General features: G+C 71.8%; 15 protein-coding genes. 4 read left to right on the top strand and 11 right to left on the bottom strand.

Annotated features, from left to right (window positions below):
- The first annotated feature begins 137 nt into the window (after positions 1-137).
- Complete coding sequence (locus ACBJ59_RS00075; protein WP_375108091.1) at positions 138-1742, top strand: BBE domain-containing protein; 1605 nt, start codon at positions 138-140, stop codon at positions 1740-1742.
- On the opposite strand, the gene ACBJ59_RS00070 is transcribed toward ACBJ59_RS00075, so the two are convergent.
- From ACBJ59_RS00070 to ACBJ59_RS00025, 10 genes are all read right to left on the bottom strand, one after another.
- Positions 1743-2420: a response regulator transcription factor gene (locus ACBJ59_RS00070; RefSeq protein ID WP_375108090.1), complete on the bottom strand. Its 678-nt coding sequence runs from the start codon at positions 2418-2420 to the stop codon at positions 1743-1745.
- Entirely contained in the window at positions 2360-4303 is a 1944-nt protein-coding gene (locus tag ACBJ59_RS00065) for a sensor domain-containing protein (protein ID WP_375108089.1), read from the bottom strand. The genes ACBJ59_RS00070 and ACBJ59_RS00065 overlap by 61 nt, the downstream gene beginning before the upstream one ends.
- 171 nt (positions 4304-4474) lie before the next feature.
- Positions 4475-5698: an ROK family protein gene (locus ACBJ59_RS00060; protein ID WP_375108849.1), complete on the bottom strand. Its 1224-nt coding sequence runs from the start codon at positions 5696-5698 to the stop codon at positions 4475-4477.
- A gap of 118 nt (positions 5699-5816) precedes the next feature.
- A complete protein-coding gene (locus tag ACBJ59_RS00055) occupies positions 5817-7067 on the bottom strand; it encodes a serine hydrolase domain-containing protein (RefSeq protein WP_375108088.1) in 1251 nt (416 codons plus the stop codon).
- 111 nt (positions 7068-7178) lie between these two features.
- Positions 7179-7757 carry a hypothetical protein gene (locus ACBJ59_RS00050; RefSeq protein WP_375108087.1) on the bottom strand — a complete coding sequence of 193 codons (579 nt, stop codon included), beginning with the start codon at positions 7755-7757 and terminating at the stop codon, positions 7179-7181.
- A complete protein-coding gene (locus tag ACBJ59_RS00045; protein WP_375108086.1) occupies positions 7754-8464 on the bottom strand; it encodes a hypothetical protein in 711 nt (236 codons plus the stop codon). The genes ACBJ59_RS00050 and ACBJ59_RS00045 overlap by 4 nt, the downstream gene beginning before the upstream one ends.
- Positions 8461-9552, bottom strand: a complete 1092-nt coding sequence (locus tag ACBJ59_RS00040; protein ID WP_375108085.1) for a hypothetical protein — start codon at positions 9550-9552, stop codon at positions 8461-8463. The genes ACBJ59_RS00045 and ACBJ59_RS00040 overlap by 4 nt, the downstream gene beginning before the upstream one ends.
- 82 nt (positions 9553-9634) lie before the next feature.
- Positions 9635-10276, bottom strand: a complete 642-nt coding sequence (locus ACBJ59_RS00035) for a hypothetical protein (protein WP_375108084.1) — start codon at positions 10274-10276, stop codon at positions 9635-9637.
- Positions 10277-10429: 153 nt separating this feature from the next.
- On the bottom strand, positions 10430-15634 hold the full coding sequence (locus ACBJ59_RS00030) for a ThuA domain-containing protein (RefSeq protein WP_375108083.1): 5205 nt from the start codon (positions 15632-15634) through the stop codon (positions 10430-10432).
- A gap of 208 nt (positions 15635-15842) precedes the next feature.
- A complete protein-coding gene (locus tag ACBJ59_RS00025) occupies positions 15843-17120 on the bottom strand; it encodes an ROK family protein (protein ID WP_375108082.1) in 1278 nt (425 codons plus the stop codon).
- Between the two features lie 242 nt (positions 17121-17362).
- Between ACBJ59_RS00025 and ACBJ59_RS00020 the strand changes: the two genes are divergently transcribed.
- The 3 genes from ACBJ59_RS00020 to ACBJ59_RS00010 all read left to right on the top strand — a co-directional run bounded on the left by ACBJ59_RS00020 (position 17363) and on the right by ACBJ59_RS00010 (position 21598).
- Complete coding sequence (locus ACBJ59_RS00020) at positions 17363-18703, top strand: ROK family protein (RefSeq protein ID WP_375108081.1); 1341 nt, start codon at positions 17363-17365, stop codon at positions 18701-18703.
- A gap of 495 nt (positions 18704-19198) precedes the next feature.
- Positions 19199-20269 carry an ABC transporter substrate-binding protein gene (locus ACBJ59_RS00015; protein ID WP_375108080.1) on the top strand — a complete coding sequence of 357 codons (1071 nt, stop codon included), beginning with the start codon at positions 19199-19201 and terminating at the stop codon, positions 20267-20269.
- A 321-nt stretch (positions 20270-20590) separates the two neighbouring features.
- Positions 20591-21598, top strand: a complete 1008-nt coding sequence (locus tag ACBJ59_RS00010) for a sugar phosphate isomerase/epimerase family protein (RefSeq protein WP_375108079.1) — start codon at positions 20591-20593, stop codon at positions 21596-21598.
- Here ACBJ59_RS00010 and ACBJ59_RS00005 read toward each other — a convergent pair.
- A partial coding sequence (locus ACBJ59_RS00005; RefSeq protein WP_375108078.1) for a hypothetical protein occupies positions 21529-21773 on the bottom strand: 245 nt, incomplete at its 5' end. The two genes, ACBJ59_RS00010 and ACBJ59_RS00005, sit on opposite strands and share 70 nt — an antisense overlap.

Here is a 21773-nt window from a genome sequence, read left to right as displayed (position 1 = left end):
TACGGCATCCGCCACAGCCGGTTGACTGGGGGTTATCTCCCATCTCAGACGGGTGCCAAGGCGGTTCCCCGCCCGGTGACCACGCTCCTAGCGTTGCCAACGCACGGATTTCAGCTGCGAGCAGGAGGTGGTCGATCGTGAGCAAGGTGACCCGGCGCGGGTTCATGGGCGGGGCGGCGGCAGTCGGCGGAACGGCGGTGCTGGGCCTCGGCCCGCCTTCCAGAGCGGGGGCTCAGGAACTGGGGCCGGTCCGGGTAGCCGCGGGTGACCCGCGCTATGAGGATCTCGCCGTGCGCCGGACGAACCAGCGGTTCACCCCCCGACCGGAGTACTTCCACGTGGTCGGCTCGACCGAGCAGGTGGAGAGGGCCGTGGAGGAGGCTGTCGGCGCCGGCAAACGGGTCACCGTGCGCAGCGGCGGCCACTGCTACGAGAACTTCGTCGGTGACGGCGCGCAGGTCGTGATCGACATGTGTGAGATGTCGGAGGTGTACTTCGACGACAGGCGCGGCGCGTTCGCGATCGAGGCGGGCGCGACGTTGATGCAGGTGTACCGGAAGCTGTACCTGGGCTGGGGGGTGACGATTCCCGGCGGCCAGTGCGGCGGGGTGGCGGCCGGCGGCCACATCGCCGGCGGCGGCTACGGCCAGCACTCGCGCCGGTTGGGGGCGGTGGTCGACTACCTGCACGCCGTGGAGGTCGTGGTGGTGGACCGCTCGGGGCGGGCACGAGCGGTGGTCGCCACGAGGGATCCGTCCGACCCCGACCATGACCTGTGGTGGGCGCACACGGGCGGCGGAGGCGGGAACTTCGGCGTCGTGACGCGCTACTGGATGCGCGACCCGAAGGCGAAGGGGAGGGACCCCCGTGCGCTGCTGCCCAAGCCGCCGCCCGCCCTGCTGGTCTGCCCTCCGGCCTGGTCGTGGAGCGATATGACCAGGGAGTCCTTCACCACCTTGCTGCGCAACCACGGCGAGTGGCACGAGCGCAACAGCGCCCCCGGCTCGCCGTACGCGGGGCTCTGGAGCGCGCTGATCGTCCAGAGCCGCGCCCAGGGAGCGGATCCCGGCGGCATGATCCTGCCGACCATGATGGACGCTTCCGTTCCGAACGCCGAACGCCTGCTCACCGAGTACTTCGCGGCGCTGACGCGGGGAGTGGGGGCGCGGGCGTACATCCCTCCGGTGCGACGGCTGCCGTGGTATCACGCGGTCAGCACGCAAGCGCTCGGTGCCGACCAGGAGTCCGGGAGGTTCAAGGCCAAATCCGCCCAGCTGCGCCGGCGGTTCACCGACCGGCAGATCGGGGTCGCCTACGACCATCTCAGCGTGGCCGGTCCGGCCTCTTCGAGCGGGGTGCTGCTGCTGGCGTCGTACGGCGGGCAGGTCAACACCGTGGCCCCCGGCGCGACCGCCATGGCCGAGCGCGACTCGATCCTCAAGGCGCTCCATCTGGGCACCTGGACGGAAGGGGAGGGCGCCGACAGCATCGCGTGGGTGCGGCGCTTCTACCAGGCGATGTACGCCGACACGGGCGGCGTACCGGTCCCGGGCGGCGCGAACGGCGGCGCCTACGTCAACTATCCCGACATCGATCTGGCCGATCCGGCGTGGAACACCTCCGGCGTGCCCTGGTCCACGCTCTACTACGGCGGCAACTACCCGCGGCTGCAGCGGGTGAAGGCCCGCTGGGACCCGCGCGGGGTGTTCCGGCATGCCCTGTCGGTCCGGCCCACCCGTTGATCAAGGCCCAGCGGGGTCCGGCGGCCCCGGCCGTGCGTGGTTGAGGAACGCCAGCACGGCCAGGACCCGGCGGTTGGTGTCGTCGGTGGCCTCGAGGCCGAGCTTGGCGAAGACGGCGGCGATGTGCTTGCCGACCGTACCCTCGCTGACGTAGAGCCGGCCCGCGATGGCGGCGTTCGACCGCCCCTGCGCCATGAGCTGGAGCACCTCGCGCTCGCGCGGGCTCAGCGACGCGACCGGGTGCAGGGGAGAGGTGCCGCCGAGCAGCTTCGAGATCACCTCCGGGTCCATGGCGGTGCCGCCGGCCGCGACCCGGCGCAGCGCGTCGACGAAGTGGCCCGTGTCGAACACCCGGTCCTTGAGCAGGTAACCGACGCCTCCGGCGCCGTCGGCCAGCAGCTCGCGGGCGTAGATCTGCTCGACGTACTGCGACAGGACCAGGACGGGAAATCCGGGATGGCGGGTGCGGGCCTCGATGGCGGCTCGCACCCCTTCGTCGGTGTAGCCGGGCGGCAGGCGCACGTCCACGATCGCGGCGTGCGGCCGGTGCGTGGCCAGGGCGTCCAGTAATTCCTCGCCGGTGTCCACGGCGGCCACGATCTCGACGCCGTGAGCTCTCAGGAGGTGGGTGAGCCCTTCCCGGAGGAGGTAGACGTCCTCGGCGAGGACAACGCGCATGGGATCTCCAAGATGGCAACGGTCGGTCCGCCCGGTGGGCTGGACAGGATCAGAACTCCGTCGAAGCCGTCGAGCCGACGGCGGATGCCGTGCAGCCCGCCACCGCGCCCGGCCGCGGCGCCGCCCCGCCCGTCATCGGCCACGGTGACCGTCAGCACGCCGTCCGCGTGGCGCAGCTCCACCAGGACACTTGTCGCGGTGGCGTGCTTGGCGGCGTTGGTCAGTAACTCGGACACGGCGAAGTAGACCGCCGCCTCGATCGGTGCGGCCACCCGGCCCGGCAGGTGCACGCGAACCTCCGCCTCCAGCGGAGCGTCCATCGCCAGGGTGCGAACGGCGTCGGCGAGCCCGCGGTCCGCGAGCACCGGCGGATGGATGCCCCGGATGAGCTCGCGCAGCTCGCCGAGCGCGATCACCGACATGTCCTTGGCGCCAGCGATCATCGCCCTGGCCGCCTCGGGATCCCGATCGATGAGCCCTTCCGCCGCCCCCAGCGTCATCCCGACGGCCACCCACCGGGCCTGCGCGCCGTCATGCAGGTCGCGTTCGATCCGGCGCAGCTCGGCCGCCTGGGCGTCCCGGATCTGGGCGCGGCTGCTGGTCAGCGTGTCCACCCGGCTCGTCAGCAGCGCCGCCCTGGTCGGGCCGAGCAGCGACCGGCTCAGCAGGGCATGGCAGCGCAGCAGCGCCGGGGCGACCGCCAGGCCGAGGGCGGCGGCGGCCAGGCCGGCCACCGGAGCCGGGACGCCCGCCAACGCCGGTACGGCGGCGTGCAGCAGGTCGTCGGGCGACCACGTCAGCCCGGTGAGGAGGCCCAGCCCCTCGGCCCACAACCACAGCCAGCACAGCCCGGCCAGCCCGCCGACGATCAGCGCGGCCGGCCCGGCGAAGAGCACGGCGGCGACGGGCACCTCCAGGAACAACCACGCCAGATCCCGCCACGAGGCCCGGTCGCGTACCATCCATCCGAAGCGCCGCGCCCGCACGGCGGCTCCCCGCGATTGGTGGACCGTCCCGACCGGCCCCCACCCCAGCCGGTACGACCCGTCCGGCTCGGGGTCGGGCAGCGGCGGCTCGGGGCGGTACGGCTCGGCGATCCGCACGCCCGTCCACTCGCCGATCCGGGCCCGGCGCCAGGACACGAAACGACGCGAGCCCAGCACCGTCTCAGGCCACAGCCGCATCGGCATCAGCCCGATCGACACCACCTGGGCCACGGCGAACACCATCGCCACCCCGGACAGCACGACGCTCGCGCACAGACGGGCCCCGGCGCCGGCCCCCGCCCCGACGGCCCGCGCGAGGCGACCCGGCGCGCGGCGTGCCGACGGCGCGAGCAGCACCCGGGTCCAGCGGGCGTGCAGGTGCAGCAGCCCGGGCCCGAGCGCGAGGCCGAGCAGCATCGCCGCGGCGCCGGCCGGGCGGTGGAACCACACCGCCGCGAGCCCGCCGCCGATCAGCGCCGGCGCGAGTCCCGCCAGCACGCCGCCGACCAGCGGGTTGAGCATCATCCACGACAGGTCGCGCACGGTCGCCGGATCGCGGCCGATCCACCGCAGCCGCGCCAGGTAGGCGGGCAGGAACGCCGAGCGGAACAGGGCGTCGCCGTCGCGGTACCAGCCGTCGGCATCGCGTACGGGCGGCGGCGGAGCCGGATGGTAGGGCGAGGCGATCTCCACGCCACCCCACCGGGCGGCCAGCCGCCGGGCCAGTGCCGGCAGCCGGCGGCCGTGCTCGACGAAGAACGCCGGGGACGGCAGCCCCGCGTGCGCGCCCACGAAGATCACGATCAGGAGCGGCGGTCCCAGCAGCGCGAGCCCTGCCAGCGCCAGGCCGCGCAGGGGCGCGCTCGTGTACCCGACGAACCCTCTGCTTCGCCCCACCCTGCGCCTCCACGAGCCTCACGGTCCCGGCCGCGCCCGTGGGCCCGGACCGTCCGACTCCTCGATTCTGCGTCGCCGTACCTGCGGTCGGCACGATGAAAGCACGCCGGGGGAAAGCCGCGGCATGGGTGCCAGCACCCATCCGCGGACGGTGCGGGAAGGTGACCGGGATCAGCGGAGGGCGGCCAAGGTGCTGAGGGGGTTGTCCAGGAGGTTCGCGAAGGCGAGTTCGGCGGCCCCGGCGAGCGTGGTGTCGTCGCCGAGGGCCGTCACGGCCAGGCGGACACGTTCGCGCGACACCGGCAGGACATGCGCGTCGATCCGGGCGTGCACGCGTGGCGCGGCGCCCGGGTAGACGTCGCGGAGCATCCCGCCGAAGACCACGAGCGCCGGGTTGAACAGGTTGATGAGGTTGACGACGCCGACGCCGAGCCAGTCGCCGACGCGGTCGAGGGCGTCCCGCGCGCGGGCGTCGCCGGCCCCGGCGAGGGCGACGACGGCCCGGATGCCGTCGCGCCCGACGAGTTCGTCGGACCGTCCCGCGTAGTCGAGCAGCGCCTCTTCCCCCACCTCGGCCTCCAGGCAGCCGCGCGACCCGCACAGGCAGGGCCGCCCGTCGAACGGGTTGACCAGCATGTGCCCGAGCTCGCAGCCGTAGCCCGCGTCGCCGTCCAGGAGTTTGCCGCCGACGATGATCCCGCCGCCGACGCCGACGTCCCCGTGCAGGTAGATGAGGTTGTCGACGTCGCTTCCCGCGCCGCGCACGTGCTCGGCGATCGCACCCAGGTGCGCCTCGTTGCCCACCTCGACGGGAAGCCCGAGGCCGAGCCCGGCGGCGAGTTCCGCGCCGAACGCCTGGTCCACCCAGCCGAGGTGCGGCCCGTACCGGACCGTGCCGTCGGCGCGCCTGATCAACCCGCAGTACGACGCGCCGACACCCACGCACAACGCGCCCGGACCGGCCCCGACGACCAGTTCGCGACCGAAGGCGGCGAGGACGCCGACGACGTCCTCCAGGTCGACCCCGGCGCGGGCGCGCACGGCCTCGCGGCGGTCGAGGACCCGGCCCCCGAGCCCGACGCGGGCCGCGAGCAGCCGATCCACGGCGACGTCGAAGGCGAGCCCGTACACCGTCCCCCGCTCGGGCATGACGACGATGGACGGGCGCCCGGCGCGGCCCCGCCCGATGGGAGCGCCCTCGCGGACGAGCCCGGCCGCGGCGAGTTCGGCGGTCAGGTCCATGATGGTGCTGCGGTTGAGGCCCATCCGGCGGCTGAGCGCGGCCCGGGACACCGCCCCGTCCTTGTGGACGCACCGCAGCACCTCGCTCAGGTTCCGCTGCCGCATCTGCTCCTGCGTCCGCGCGCCCGCCGCCGATCCCGTCACCCCCGCCAGCCTAGGACCTGCCTGCGAATGATCACAGCCCGCCCGGGAGGCAGGCCATGGTGACGACGGCAAGACCGGAAGCGGCGGCCTTGCCGTAGCGGGTGACCCGCCCGCGCCGCGCCGCCGGTCACGGGGTGGCGGTGCCCCTGTCCACGCCGATCGCCGGGAGCGGCAGGGCCGCCCTGGTCGCCGCCCCGGCGTCAGGCCCGCACGCCGCCTCCAGCAGGTGGTCCCCGAGCGCGAAGTCGATGGCGTGCGTGACAGGACTACCACTCTCGTCGAGCTGCTGGTAGTTCCTCAGATTGGTGCCGAAGGCGAACTGGCGGCCGCCGTCGGCGTCGGAGAACGCGAAGGTCTGCATGCCGGGGATGCTCCCGTCGTGCCCCCAGAACCTGCCGCACGGCAGGTCGAGGGGGTAGATCCCGAGACCGTAGTCGAACACGGCGCCCGAGAACGACCGGATGGGCACGGTCTTCTGCATCTCGGCGAGCAGGGGAGCGTCGAGCAGCTCGCCGCGCAGCAGCAGCCGGAAGAAGCGGTTGAGGTCCTCCATCGTCGAGGCGACCGCACCAGACGTCCAGGCCCAGGACATGTTGTAGACGCTGTAGTCCTTGGGCGGGTCGAAGTAGCCGAACAGCGCCTCGTACGCCTTGGAGCTCGGCCCAGGGAGGTACGGCGTACGCGGGAACGACGTGTGCCGCAGCCCGGCCCTGCGGAAGACCTGGTCGGTGATGTACCGCTCGGCGCTCGTGCCCGTCACCTTCTCCAGCAGCAGGCCGGCGATGACGAAGTTCGTGTTCGAGTACGCCCCGGGTGTCACCCCCGGCTGCCCGGTCGCGGGGGCGCCGAGCCCCGCCCGCGCCAGCTCCTCCGGCGGGAAGGCGCGGAAGCGGTTGGCGTCCAGGCTCTCGATCGTCGGGAAGATCACCTCGGTGTGGTTGGCGATGTGGCTGGTGTGGTCGAGCAGCATGCGTACGGTGATCCGCTGCCCGCGCTCACCCGGGACCAGGTCCGGCAGGTAGCGGCCGATGGGCGCGTCGAGCTCGATCGCGCCCTTGCCGACCTGCTGTAACACGGCCACGGCGACGAACGATTTGGTGACGCTCCCGGCCCGGTGCACCATCTCGGGACGCGTCGGGCGGCGGGTCTCGACGTCGGCGACACCCGCGGCGCCCTTCCAGCTCCGCCGGCCGTCCACGACGCTCGAGTAGGTGCCGTACATGCCGGCCTCGTGCATGGCGTCCAGCGTCTGGCGCAGCCGCTGCCGGTCGAGGCCGCCGTCCTCGGCGGCGGCCGCGGGTCCCGCCGCGAGCAGCGCGGCGGCCAGGGTCGCGGCTCCCAGCCGCGAGGCGAACGTGCTGAATCGACGAATGGTCATGGCGCTCAGCATGAGCCTTCCGCCCGGCGGGGGTCAGTGCGCTGTGTCACGGGTCCCGCATGACAGAAGTCAACTCTCGCACCGAGCCGGCGTGGCCGTCGCCGAGGTCCTTCAGCGCCGGACACCCGCGTGGTTGTGCCGCCAGGCGAGGCCGATCCAGGCCCCGACGGCGGCCAGCGCCGCGAGGACGATGATCCCGATCTTGAGCGGAGTCCCCATCGCGCCTTCGTCGTCCACCACGGTCGACGCCGCGGCGGCCCTGTTCCGCGCGGGCGCCGTCGCCTGCTCCGGGGTGGGAGCGCTCACGGGCACGGCGGCGACCACGCCCGCCTTCACCTTCACCGTCTTCTTCGCCTTGGAGGGTTCGGTGGCGGTCACGGTGACCCGCCACTCCCCGCTCGGCAGCGGCTCGGCGGAGCGGTAGAGGTTCTGGCCCTCGCTCGCCGACCGGAGCGGCACCGGGCCGAAGGACCGGCCGTCGGCCGAGGTCGCGGTCAGCGTCGCCTCGACGATCTCCGTGACGGGATGGCCGTCCTTCTTGTACGTCACCAGCACGTTGACGTTGTCGGCGCCGTCTCCCGTCACCTCCAGCTCGATGGGTCCGCCGTGCGCGGAGGCCGCCGGTGCTCCGAGCACCAGAGCGAGCCCGGCCAGCAGGACGGTGAGGACGTATGCCGGTGCCTTCTTCACGAGTGGTGACTCCCCTCGGGTTCGGTGTCGGGGGTGAGCGCCCCTTCGCCGGGTGATGTCGGTAGGAACACGTGCTGGTGGCCGTAGCCCGCGTCGATGTTCACGGCGTCGAGAGCGGTGGCTCCGATCGACCAGGTGAAGAGCGCGTCGGCGCGCTGCCGTACGGCCAGGTCCATGGCGGCGGCGCGGGCCGCTCCGGTGAGGTCCCGCGCGGCGGCGTAGGTGTCGACGGTGGTGGCGATCTGCCGTACGGCGGAGGCGAGACTCGACCGCGCCACGTTGGTGGCGGTCTCACCGGACGGCGGGTCGGCGAAGCCTTGGACGGCCGCGGCCGCCGCCTGCTGCCAGGTCTCGACGTCGGCGGCGGTCACCGCGACGGGCCCCGCGGTGCCGTCGGCGGGCATGGCCCGGTTCAGCCCGTCGAGCACGGGGACGAGCCGGGCCCGCGTGCTGCGGGCCAGCTCCGTCAGGGTCTTGATCTGCGTCTTGTCGCGGAGGGCGGACTCGGCACGGAGGCGATCGGCCGTCCGCTCGATCGAGCTCGGCCGGGTCATGCCGAACACCGCACCGCCGGCGACGATCGCGCCGAGCGTGAACGCGGCGATGAGGGCGAGCACGCGGCCCCGCATCGCACGCCGTACCGGGGGCGGTTGCCTGAGTCGGTTGATGGTGGCCACCTCCTGAGGGCGGATGTCGATGGTGCTCACGCCTGCTGAGGCGCGCCTCGGGCGGCAAGCATGATCAACTCTTCGATACGCCTGCGGCGCCGGGCGGCGATCAGCCGGATGGCGAGGAAGGCGAGGACGAGCAGGGCGAGGAAGCCGAGCTGCGGCCACGGCAGGGCCCAGACCGTGGTGTCGATCGCCACCCGCTCGGCGGTGACGCCAGGAAGCGGCTGGCCCGCGGGGGAGGGGATCGCCGTGACCGTCGTGCCGACGGGCCCCAGCGGCCAGGCGCCCGGCACCCGCGCGACGAACGTGCGGCTGCCGCCCGGCATGAGTTCCCTGGCCTTGGCCGCGGACGGGTCGCTCCAGCTGCTCTCACCCACGAACGTGGACGTCAGAACCCGGTTGTCCGTGACCAGCCGGACGTTGCCGACGTTGGCCACGGTGTAGGTCACCGCGACCGATCCGGCGGCGAAAGGGTTCCACGACCCCGTGTACTCGGCCCGCACGTCGGTCACGGCGACCTTGGCCACGAAGTCGCCGGTGACGCGGATGTTCAGGCGGACGCCCACCCGGTTCTGGACCCGTACCTGGCCGGAGACGGTCTCCAGGGACGCGGTCACACCCGCGGGGTGGTCCCCCGGCGTCGCGTTCTGCGGGATCGACACCGTCACCGGCACGACGGAGGTGGCCCCGGCGGCGATGGTCACCTTCTCGGGGACCGCTATCCAGGAGCCGCCGTCGGTGGGTGCGGTGTCCGAGGGCCGCATGTCGAAGTAGCCCTTGGAGGTCAGGTAGCCGTCGTTGGCGTCGATCGCGAAGTCGACCGGCTGGGTGGAGCGGTTGATGACCGCCACGTGCTCCACCACCTGCTGGCCGCCGGCGAGTTCGAGGTCGATGACGCTGCGGCCGTCGGGACCGCCGGCGTTGGCCGGCACCACCGACCAGGTGATGTCGGCGCCGGCCGGGGTGGCGGACGCCACCGTGCCGTACGGGGTGGCGGACGCCACTGTGTCCGACGGTGTGGCGGACGCCACCGCGTCGGACGGAGTGGCGACCAGCAGGGCAACGCCGAGAACGGGTAAGGCGGCGAGGCGGGCGAGGGCGGCTCGCTTACGGCTTGTGGTCAACAGAGGTGTCTCCAGTCTCATCGTGGGCGGCCTGGCACAGGCCCCGGCCGCCCACAGCGGGCGATGGCGTCCTGCCTCCGGTTCAGGACTGGTTGAACAGCGAAAGCGTCAGGGTCGAGTGGTACTCGCCGGCGGCGACGTCGGCGGGAGTGCGCAGCGCGAGGTCGGCGTTGACCTGCCAGGTGCCGATCTCGTCGGCGGAGTTCGCCGTCGACACCAGCAGTTCCTGGCCCTGCAGACCGACGGTGGGCGCCCCGGAGCCGTCGGAGATGACACTGGAGACGGGCTCACCGGCCTCCACCGCCCCGGTGGAGGAGTCGCTCAGCAGGCGCGGCCGCCAGCCCAGGTACTGCGGGCCGATGGGCGGCGCGGAACCGCTCGTCGCGGTGAACTCGCTGGCCTGGCCGACGACCGCCCAGAAGTCACCGGCGGGGATCTCCTCGGGACGGCGGCTGTCGGTCACCGTGACCGTCGGCAGGGTGCCGATGAACTGGCGGGCGGCGGCGTTGGAGCCGTCCTCCTGCAGGGACACCCCGCCGTTGTCGGCGACGGTCATGGACACCTGACCGGGAGTGGTGTTGGGCTCGATCGTCACCGACACGTCGATGCCCTTCTCGGGGTCGTCGTCCGCCACCGCGGGACCGGCCACGCCGGCGCCGACGCCGGCGAGCGCAACACCGAGCACCGCCGCGGCGAGCAGTTGCGTAGTCCTGTTGATCTTCATGTCTTCGCTCCATTGATGGGGGGCGGGGGCGGCCGGCGGATAGGGCGGGCGGGGCCGGGTGGGGGGGGGGGACGGCGGGCTGATCGGCCGGCCGGCCCCGGTTCTGCTGGGGCGGTGTCCCGGTCGCCTGGACCGTGGTCACCGCCGGCGCGGTCAGCCGCAGCTGAGCGCCGGGTAGGCGGCCTCGTACGACGAGGTGACCTGCTCGCCGCCGATCGTCGCGGTCCCCTTCACGGTCGCCGTGCCCGCGTCGATCTGCCCGGCCCGGCTGTTGAAGGACTGGTACGCCTGCTTGCCCGGGGCCACGCCGGCCACGGTCTTGGAACCGAACGGGGTGGTCAGCGTCACCGTCGCCGGCACGTCGGAGCCGTTGACGGCCGTGACCGCCACGTACGCCGAGGTGCCGATGCAGCGGGACGAGGCGGAGACCGTCAGCTTGACCTGCGACGAGGACGCCGAGATGGTCAGCGTCAGCGTCTTGGCCTCCTCGACGTTGCCCGCCTTGTCGGCCGAGCGGTAGCGCAGCTCATGCTGCCCGTCGCCGGTCACGGTGACCGGTCCGGTGTAGGCGGTCCAGCCGCCGCCGTCGAGCTGGTACTCGGTCTTGTCGACCCCGCTGCCGCCGTCCTCGTCGGCGGCCGTCAGCGTGACCGAGACCGGACCGGTGAACGTGCCGCCCGCCGGCGGCTGCTCCGGATCGGTCGTCGCCGTCGTCACCGGCGCGGTCTCATCCTCGCCCGACGCTCCCTTGGTCAGGTGGAAGTAGTCGAACGTGACCGTCTTCGACGCCGACTGGTTGGTGCCGATGGCGTACACGCCGGCCTTGGCGCCGGTGGCCACCGCGCTGTTCTCCACCGGCGCGGCGAGATCCGTCCAGGTCTGGCCGTCGGAGGAGTAGGAGCCGGTGAAGGTGCCGCCCTCCTTCTTCAGCCGCAACCACCACACGCCGGTGGTGAGGTTGTTCACCTGCGGCTGCGGGTTCTGCACGGTGCCGCCGACCTCGCTGCGCAGTTCGATGCTCCGCGCCACCGTCGACCCCGCGGAGTTGGTGGTGAGGAAGTCGAGCTTCACGTAGTCGTCGTCGCCGGCGTACACCATCAGGCCGCCCTGCTGGTACTGCTCGCTGAGGGCCGAGGCGTCCACCTTGGTCTCCAGCGTCCAGTCGCCGCTCGGCGCCTTCTGCAGGATGAGGTTCTTCGGGTCGCTGTTGCCGGTCCCGTAGATGTCACCCTGCGGGGTGTCCAGCTCGAGCTTGCCGCCGCTCACGCGCGCCGCCGTGGCGTCGGGGCGCACGATCGCGTTCCAGCGGCAGGCGTCGAGCGAGGTGCCGTCGAACTCGTCGTCCGGTTCAGGCCCGGTCGCCTTGTCGTCCGGCGTGATGTGGAACCAGTCGAAGGACGCGTCCACCACCGGGTGATCGGCCCCGGCCAGCGAGAGCAGGCCGATCCTCGGGTTGGTGATCCCGGCGAGCGACTTGGTCTGCGGCATCGCGGTGAACGTGGTGCCGTCCGAGGAGTAGTGGGCGGTGATGTCGCCGCCGTCGCTGACGAACCGCACGTACACCGTGTCGGGGTAGGAGTCCCCGAGGTTGGCCGTGTTGCTCTGCGACACCTCGTTCGGGGCGGCGTTCTCCTCCCGGATGAACTGGAAGATACGGCTGGCGTGGTTGGAACCCGAGGTCGAGCGCGCCTGCAGCACCATCTTGGCGTAGTTGTCGTCGTCGCCGTAGATGATCAGGCCCGCCTGCTGGTACGCGTCACGCGCGTCCAGCGTGAGCTTGGCGGTGGCGGTCCAGGCCCCCGACGGCGCCGGCTGCACCACGATGTTCGGCGTGTTGCCGCCCGTGCCGTAGATGTCGGTGGTCGAGGTCGGGATCACGAGCTTGCCGTCCGCGACCTTGAGGTCCTGGTTCTCCCGGATGACCGACCAGCGGTCACGGTCGAGCTGGTTCCCCGGGAAGTCGTCGGAGCGGCCGGTGAAGCACACCGTGGCCGGCGCGTCCACCTTGATCGGGACCTGGGCGGTGGCCGACGCGCCCTTGTCGTCGGACACGGTCACCACGGCCGTGTAGGTGCCCGGCGCGGTGTAGGTGTGGCTCGCCTCGGCGGTGGTGGGCTCCGGCGCACCGTTCACCCCGAAGTTCCACTTGTAGGTGATCGGGTCGCCCTCGGGGTCGGTGGCCGTCGCCTTGAGGTCGACCTTCAGCGGGGCTACGCCCGTCGCCGGGGTCGCCGTCGCGGTCACGACCGGATGCTGGTTGTCCGTGGCGCCCTTGCCGACGAAGTCGACCCAGTTGAAGTTGGCCAGGTAGGCGTTGTCGGCCGCGCTCGCCGGCTTGCGCACCACGAAGTACAGCGGTCCGCTCTCGGTCGGTGGGCCGGTCAGGTCGAGTGTGACGTCGGTGAACGTCTGCCAGCCGCCGGTAGGTGTCACGTCGACCGAACCGATCAGCGTTCCGGTCGCCGGGTTGCCCGCCCGGACCTGCACGGTCCCGCCGGCGCCGCCCGAGGAGGCCCGGAGCCGGATCGCGGTGACGTTCGACAGGCTCACCGGGTCGAACGACCACCAGTCGCCGTCCTGGACGAACGCGACGTGCTGGTTGCCGCCCTGGGTGTCGCTCGTGGTCTCCGCCTGGACGCCCGCGGTGTCAGTGCCCTTGCCGTCGGCCACCCGGCCGGTCTGCGAGAAGTGCTCGGCCTGCTTGCGCTTGGGCTCCAGGAGGACCTGGCCCCGCCCGGTCAGCGGCTTGGCGCCGCCCGCGCCCTCGTCGGTGTAGCTGGCCTCGATGGCGTAGAAGAGGTTGTCGTACTCGCCGTGGCCCGCCTGCTGGGTCTGCAGCACGCCCTCACAGCCCTTGAGCTGGTCGAGCGGGTGGCCGTGGCTGTCGTGGCCGAGGATCGCCTGGATCTGGACCTTGTCGCAGTCGATCGTGGCGTCCTCGGGGTCGGTGACGGTGACCTTGAACTTCACCTGGTCGCCGAACTCGAAGAAGGCGCCGTTCGGCGGGACGTTCACCGAAACGGTGGGACGGGTGTTGCCCGCGCTGATCGACACGCTGGCGGTGGCGGTCTTGCCGTCGGGGTTCGTGACGGTCAGGACCACGCTGTAGTCGCCCCCCTCCTCATAGGTGAAGGAGGGATCCGGGTCGGTGGAGTCGGTGTCCCCGTCACCGTCGAGGTCCCACGCGTAGGTGAGCGTCTTGCCGTCGGGGTCCCGGCTGCCCTCGCTGGAGAACGTGACGGCCAGCGGCAGCGGCCCGTCCGTCTTGTCCGCCGTGGCGCGGGCGATCGGCGGGCGGGTGCCCTTGGTGTACTCGATGCGGTAGATGCCGGAGTCGGCGTTGTCGCCGCCGAAGCCGGAGCCCCACTCGACCATGTACAGCGCGCCGTCGGGGCCGAACTTCATGTCCATCGGCTTCTTGAACGTCAGGGAGCCGAGGATCGGGTTCATCTCGACGAGCTTGGTGCCGGTCTCGTCGACCTGGAACGACCACACCTTGTCGTTGTTCCACTCACCGAAGACCGCCTTGCCGTCCCAGTACGCCGGCCACTTCACGTCCGACTGCAGGTTCGGGTCGGAGCGGAAGACCGGGCCGCCCATCGGCGCGCCACCGCTCAGCTCCGGGAAGTTCTGCGGGTCGGCCGCGTAGTGGTACCAGATCGTCGCGGGCACCACCGGCGGCAGGCCGGCCAGGCCGTCGTTGTTCGGGGAGTCGTTGACCGGCGCGGCACAGTTGAACGGCGAGCCCGACTGCTTGGTGGCGAAGTTGTAGTCGACGTACGGGGTGTTGTTGCCGACGCAGTACGGCCAGCCGTAGTTGCCCGGCTTCGAGACGAGGTTCCACTCGACCGTGTTCTGCGGACCCCGGGTGGAGCTCGCCGAGTTGGCGTCGGGGCCGTACTCGCCGAGCATGATGTGGCCCGTCTTGGGGTCGAGACCCATGCGGAACGGGTTGCGCAGGCCCATGCCGTAGATCTCCGGCTTGGTCTTCGCCGTGCCCGGCGCGAACAGGTTTCCGGCCGGGATGGTGTAGGTGCCGTCGGCCTCGGGGTGGATCCGCAGCAGCTTGCCGCTCAGGCTGTTGGTGTTGCCCGCGGTGCGCTGGGCGTCCCAGCTGGAGCGGCCCGACTGCTCGTCGATCGGCGTGTAGCCGTCGGAGGCGAACGGGTTGGTGTTGTCGCCCGTGGCCAGCCACAGATCGCCGGTCTTGGGGTCGATCACCATGCCGCCGCCGTGGTGGCAGCACTCGGCCCGCTGCACCGGGACGTCGAGGATCCTCTTCTCGCTCGTCAGGTCCAGCGTGTCACCGGTGACGGTGAACCTGCTCAGCCGGTCGACGTTCGTCCCGGTGGGCGAGTAGTAGAGATACACCCAGTGGTTGGAGTCGAAGGCGGGGTCGAGCGCCAGCCCGAGCAGGCCGCTCTCGTTGGCGGTGAAGACGCTCAGCTTCGCCGCCGTCACCGTGCCGCCGGCCGGCTTGATGATCTTGACTTCGCCGAGCCGGTCGATGTAGAAGACCCGGCCGTCCTTGGCGACGTCCACCATCATCGGGTTCGAGGTGTTGTCGTCGAGCGTGACCTTCTCGAAGCTGGAGCTCTGCGAGGCCGAGCAGTCGGCCTTGACCGCGCCGGCGGCGGTCTGGATGCCGCCGAGCAGCAGCTTCAGGAAGTTGGGCTCGCTGTAGTTCTCCTTGAGGTGGCCGAGCCCGGTGTACCACGAACGGCCGCCGTCGTAGTCCTGACACCACGTGTTCGGGTGGTCGGCGCCCATCGTGGCGCCCGTGTAGGACTTCTCGTCCATCGAGGTCAGCACGTGGACCGTGCCACGCGGGTTCGCCTGGTAGTCGTACCACTCGTCGGTACGGGTCCAGGTCGTCGGCAGGTCCTTGGTCGACGGGTGCGCCGGGTCCTCGACCTTGACCGTGGCCTGCTGGATCGCCGGGTGCTGCTTGAAGTACGCCCCGACCAGCTTGCCGTACCAGGCCCAGTTGTACCCGCTGTCGGCGGCGGCGTGGACGCCGACGAAGCCGCCGCCACCCTGGATGTAGCGCTGGAAGGCGTCCTTCTGGTCCTGCGTGCCCAGCGGGTCGCCGGTCGTGGACATGAAGACCACGGCCTGGTACTGCGCCAGGTTCTGGTCCGTGAACAGCGCGCTGTCCTCGGTGGTGTCGACCGCGAAGTTGTTCTCCTGGCCGAGTTTCTGCACGGCCGCGATGCCCTCGGGGATCGAGTCGTGCCGGAAGCCGGTCGTCTTCGAGAAGACGAGCACCTTGAACGCGGGCTCCGCCGCCGTGGCGGCCTCGGCGCTCACGGGCGCCGCGAGGAGCGTGATGAAGGGGGCGATGATGGCTAAGGCCATCGTCGTCGCGATTCGACGCCTCGGGCGTCGTCCGCGTGCTGGCAGGGCCGCGTTGAGCAGCCTGGCCCACGTTCGATGACGTGGTGACATGGAAACCCTTCCTGACCGGGGGACGTCAGGCAAGGCGCGCGCCGCCGCGCTGTTGCCACTTGGTGGTAGCGGATGTTGCGGGTGCTGGAGGGTGCCGTCTCCAGGTCTGTGGGGGCCGTCAGTAAGGTGCCGGCCTGGGTGGCGAATCCATGATCGTCGTCGGGTCGTCGATGATGTCGCTGACCACCATGCTCGCGGCGCCGCGGGAGGCGGCGCCGAAGCCGAGCGTGGAGGCGACGAATCGGCACTGGGCGGCGGGAGCGGCCACCATGAGCCGTTGCAGCTGGTCCTGCGCGTGTGGCAGCAGCCACTCGGCCAGCGAGGCGAAGTAGCCGCCGATGACGATCACTCGCGGGTTGAACAGGTTGGCCAGGATCGAGCCGCCGAGCCCGAGCCACTCGCCGACCTGTGCCACCGCCGTCGTCATCCGCTGGTCGCCGGAGGCCAGGCCCCTGGCGATGTCGGCCACCCTTTCGCCGGGGTCGGGCACCGGCATGCCGGGCAGCCCGTACGCCTGCTCCGGCATGGCCGCCCGTACGAGCGCGGCCAGGCCGACCTTGGTCTCCCAGCAGCCGATGCGGCCACAGCCGCACTGGGTGCCGTGCGGGTCCACCTGCAGATGCCCGACCTCACCGGAGAATCCGTCCGCTCCGCGCAGGAGCTCGCCGCCCAGGATGATTCCCCCGCCGACGCCGACCTCGCCCGTGAGGTACACCAGGTAGGGCGTGCCGGCGGCGACGCCGGAGGTGAACTCGGCCAGCGCGGCGAGGTTCGCGTCGTTGTCCACCCGGACCGGCACGCGCAGCGGGCCGAGCACGGAGCTCAGCTGGTCGGCCAGGGGCAGCTCGTGCCAGTAGAGGTTCGGCGCGAGCGTCACGACGCCGCGGGCCACGTCCACGAGCCCGGGGACGGCCACCGCGATGCCGGCGGGAGCCGCTCCGGCCCGCCGCATCGCCTCCACGGCCTCCTTGGCCACGAGCCCGAGCCGGCGGACGGAGCTGTCCGGGCCGCTGCCCATGGCGTCGTAGACGACCCGGCGCTCGACCAGGACCCGGCCGCTGAGGTCGGTGCCGTGGACCGCGATGTAGTCGACGTTGATCTCCATGCCCAGGGCGCCGACGTGCGCCCCGTGCAGCGCCACCGCCCGTCTGGGACGCCCGACCGCCCCCACGTGCTCGACGCCGACCTCGCGTACCAGGCGCCGTTCCAGGAGCTCGGCCATGAGGTTGGAGACGGTGGCCCGATGCAGCCCGGTCGCCTCGGCGACGTCGGCGCGGGACAGGGACGTGTGCTCGCGCAGTTCGCGCAGCACCAGAGACAGGTTCGCCCGGCGCAGCGCGGCGGGACCCGCCGGCGGAGCGCCGCCCGGAGCGCGGTTGGGCGGCTTGTACGTCATGCGCACCACCTGCCCCTTTGTTTGTCTCCGAGATCAATTAATCGGAGTTGTAACACGCGAATGTCCGGCCGTGCACCCCTCACATTCGTAACGAGTTGGCATCGCTGATCTCCGTGCACTTCAGCGGCCATTCCCGGGCCAGTTACCGGAACGTTACCGAAATTGCAACCGATTTCAGCCTTGTGTCCTCAGAAGCCGCCCCCTTTAATTCGGCTAGCCATCCGCACTAATCGAGGAGGAGCGTGGACCACGACCGGGCCGACGGCCACGCGACCGACTCGGCGAGTCGCGGCGGACCCGCGGGAGCCCCCGCGGACCAGGCCACCGTGCGCCGCTCCAACCTCGCCCTCGTGCTGCGTCACGTGAGCGCGTGCGGCCCGTGCTCCCGGTCGGCCGTCGCCGTCGCGACCGGGTTGAACAAGGCCACCGTCACCAGCCTGGTGAACGAGCTGCAGGCGCGCGGGCTGGTCAAGGAGATGGGGCCGCAGTACGCGGGCTCCGTCGGCCGCCCGGGTGTCGCGCTCGGCCTGGACGGCTCCCGGGTCGGCGCCCTGGGCGTGGAGGTCAACGTCGACTACATCGCCGCGATCGCCACCGACCTGGCCGGAAGAGTGCTCATCGACCGGCGCATCGGCTTCGACGCCATGGGTTCCGGCCCCGGACGCTCACTGGACGAGCTGGCCCGCATGGTCGAGAGGACCGTCGCCGACCTCGACCGGCTCGGGGTCACGCCGGCCGGGATCACCGTGGCCGTCCCCGGCCTGATCGACACCACCACCGGCACCGTCGTCGTCGCCCCGAACCTCGGCTGGCGCGGGGTGGCGGTGGCCGAGCGGCTGTCCCAAGCGGACATCGCGGGGGACATCCCCATCGCGGTGGACAACGACGCCAACCTCGCCGCCCTGGCCGAGTACACCTCGGGCGTCGCGGCGGGCACCTCCGACCTGGTCTGCCTCACCGGCGAGGTGGGCGTCGGGGGCGGCGTCATCTCCGGCGGCCGGCTCCTGGGCGGGGCGGACGGCTTCGCGGGAGAGGTCGGCCACGTCATGATCGATCCGTCCGGCGAGCGGTGCCGGTGCGGCCGTGTCGGCTGCTGGGAGACCAAAGTCGGGCTGGCCGCGCTGGTCCGCATGGCCACGCCCGACCGCGCGTACGGCACGGGCCCGCAGGTCGTCCGCGACCCGGAGGAGCGCCTGGCCGAGATCGAGCAGCGGCGAGCCGAAGGAGATCCCCGCGTCGACGCCGCCGTCGCGGAGGTCGGCCGGTGGCTCGGGATCGGAGCGGCCATGCTGATCAACCTCTTCAACCCGCGGGTGATCGTGCTGGGCGGCTACTTCGCCCGGCTCGCCGACCCGCTCATCCCCGCGGCGCGGCGGGAGCTCGCCCGCATGGGCATGAGCGACGCCGTCGAGCGCTGCCGGTTCGCCGCCTCCGACCTGGGCTTCGGCGCCGCCTCACGCGGAGCGGCCGGAGTCGTCGTCGAACGAGCGCTGTCCGACCCCACCAGCATCTCCATCCGAATGTCTCCGGCCATCGGGGTGATCGAGGGAACCCCGACGGCCTGGTCGCCCCACTCACCCTGACCCGCGCGCCCGCCACGCGGTCCCGACCCGCCCCCTGAACAGCCCGCCCCTGACCGCCCCGTCCGCCTGACTGTCCCGTTCGCACCGCCTCGGCACATTCCGCGTGCCGCGGCCATGGCGTATGCCGTCGAGCGGACGGGCACCGCCGTGCCCTTACCCTGCCGTGCCTTCTCTGACCAGCGCCTTTCCACCTCAGTGCCTTTTCCACCCAGCGCCCTTTCCATCCAGTGCCTTTTCCGCCCAGAACGTCCCGCCCGCCTGATCGGCCGTCCGAGCCGCACCGGCACCGTTGACGCCGACCTCGGTGCTGCCGCGGTGGTGCCAACCGGCGCCGTCAGGCGGGCGGGGCACAGCCACGCCGAACCGAGGGAGGCCCGTGTGCCGCGGTCACCGTCCGACGTCCACGCTAGCGGGCGGTTCGGGCGAAGCCTCAAGACACACCCCTGACACCAGAGCCGGACCGTCACCCTTCCGGCTTCAGCAAGGAGAGAACAGATGGACAAGAACGTCGCCCGGCGCGGCTTCCTCTTCAGCGGCGCCGCCCTCGGCGCGGGCGCCCTGGTCAGCGCCTGCACCAGCAACGAGCCGGCCGCCACCCCGCAGGCGGCGCAGGCGAGCGGGCCGGCCGCCGCTCCCTCGGCGAACAGCGGCAACGACACCCCCGGTGAGAAGGTCGTCATCGGCTTCTCGGCCCCGGCCGCCGACCACGGCTGGATCGCCGCCATCAGCAAGAACGCGGCGGACGCGGCCAAGCAGTACACCGACGTCGAGTTCAAGCCGGTCGAGCCGACCAACGACATCAACCAGCAGATCTCGGCGGTGGAGTCGCTGATCCAGGCGAAGGTCAACGTGCTGGTGATCCTGCCGAACGACGGCCAGCAGCTCAACCAGGTCGCCCGGCAGGCCATGGACGCGGGCATCCCGGTGGTCAACGTGGACCGCATCTTCCCGGACAAGCTGTCGTACCGGGCCTGGATCGGGGGAGACAACTACGGCATGGGTGTGGCCGCCGGCCACCACGTCGGCAAGACGCTGAAGGACAAGGGCGTCTCCAACCCGGTCATCCTGGAGATCCAGGGCATCGCCACGCTGCCGCTGACCCAGGACCGCAGCAAGGGCTTCGCCGACGCCTTGAAGACGTACGGTTTCACCGTGACCGCGCAACAGGACGCCAAGTTCACGGTGGAGTCCGGCACGCAGGTGGCCAGCAACCTGCTGCAGGCGCACAAGAAGATCGACGCGATCTGGAACCATGACGACGACCAGGGCATCGGCGTGCTGGCCGCGATCAAGGAGGCCGGCCGGAACGAGTTCTTCATGGTCGGCGGCGCGGGCTCGGCCAACGCGATGCGTGACATCCAGGCCGACAGCGGCGTGCTGAAGGCCACCGTCACCTACCCTCCGACCATGGCCGCCTCGGCGATCAAGATCGCCCGGCTGATCGCCCAGGGCAAGGGCATGAGCGACCTGCTGGAGCAGCAGGTCCCGCAGTCGATCACGCTGGCCTCGGAGACCATCACCAAGGACAACGCCGCCCAGTACCTGCCCCTCGGGTTCGAGTCTTGAGACCCGTCATCGGGATCGGCACGGTCGGCTACTCGTTCACGGGCCGGCCCCGTTCCCAGACGTGGCGCAGCATGGTCGCCCAGCGCCGAGCACGGATTCCGGCGGGTGCAGGTCACCGAGCCGGCCACCCGTACGCCGGGGCGCGGTGGCCGCCGGGTCACGGCCTCGGTTACGAGCACGCCTTCGTCCATGAGATGAAGGACTTCGGAGACGATCGCCGCCGGCACCGACCCCGCTCCGTCCTTCGAGGGCGGTCCGCGGGCGCCGGCGGCCGTCGAGCAGAGCGCGGCTGAGCAGCCGCTTCACGACTGTGGAGGATTCATGACGAGACCGGTCACGTTGTTCACGGGGCAGTGGGCGGACCTTCCGTTCGAGGAGGTCTGCCGGCTGGCTTCCGAATGGGGCTACGACGGCCTGGAGATCGCCTGCTGGGGCGACCACTTCGAGGTCGACAAGGCCATCGCGGACGACTCCTACATCGAACGCAAGAAGGAGACCCTGGCCAAGTACAACCTCGGGGTGTGGACGATCTCCAACCACCTGGTCGGCCAGGCGGTCTGCGACCACCCCATCGACGAGCGGCACAAGGGCATCCTGCCCGCCCGCATCTGGGGCGACGGCGAGCCCGAAGGCGTACGGCAGCGCGCCGCCGAAGAGATCAAGGACACCGCCCGGGCGGCGGCCGCGCTCGGCGTCACGACCGTCGTCGGCTTCACCGGCTCGTCGATCTGGCACACGCTGGCGATGTTCCCGCCGGTGCCGCCGTCGATGATCGAGGCGGGGTACGCCGACTTCGCCGACCGCTGGAACCCGATCCTCGACGTCTTCGACGAGGTGGGCGTGCGCTTCGCCCACGAGGTGCACCCCAGCGAGATCGCCTACGACTACCACACCACGGTGCGCACGCTGGAGGCCATCGGGCACCGGCCGGCCTTCGGCCTGAACTGGGACCCCTCGCACATGGTGTGGCAGGACCTGGACCCGGCGAACTTCATCCTCGACTTCGCCGACCGGATCTACCACGTGGACTGCAAGGACGCCCGGGTGGCCACCCGCGACGGGCGGCGCGGCCGCCTGTCCTCCCACCTCGCCTGGGCCGACCCCCGGCGCGGCTGGGACTTCGTGTCCACCGGCCGGGGCGACGTGCCGTGGGAGGCGTGCTTCCGGGCGCTCAACCACATCGGCTACGACGGACCGATCTCCATCGAGTGGGAGGACGCGGGCATGGACCGGCTGCACGGCGCGCCGGAATCCCTCGCCTACATCCGCTCGCTCAACGCCATCACCCCGCCGGCCGCCGCCTTCGACGCCGCCTTCTCCTCCGAGTAACCCGTCACGCTCCGGGCGGCGGCCGCGCCGCGGCCGCCGCCCGCCACCGACCGGCCCGCCACCGACCGGCCCGCCACCGACCGGCCCGCCACCGACCGGCCCGCCACCGACCGGCCCGCCACCCACCGGCCCGCCACCGCCCGCCCCGCCACCGACCGGCCCGCCACCGACCGGC

It is taken from the genome of Nonomuraea sp. MTCD27, assembly GCF_041950495.1.
GTDB lineage: Bacteria > Actinomycetota > Actinomycetes > Streptosporangiales > Streptosporangiaceae > Nonomuraea.
The sequence above is the reverse complement of the archived record's forward strand: the minus strand, read 5'-3'. Positions and strand labels throughout refer to the sequence as shown.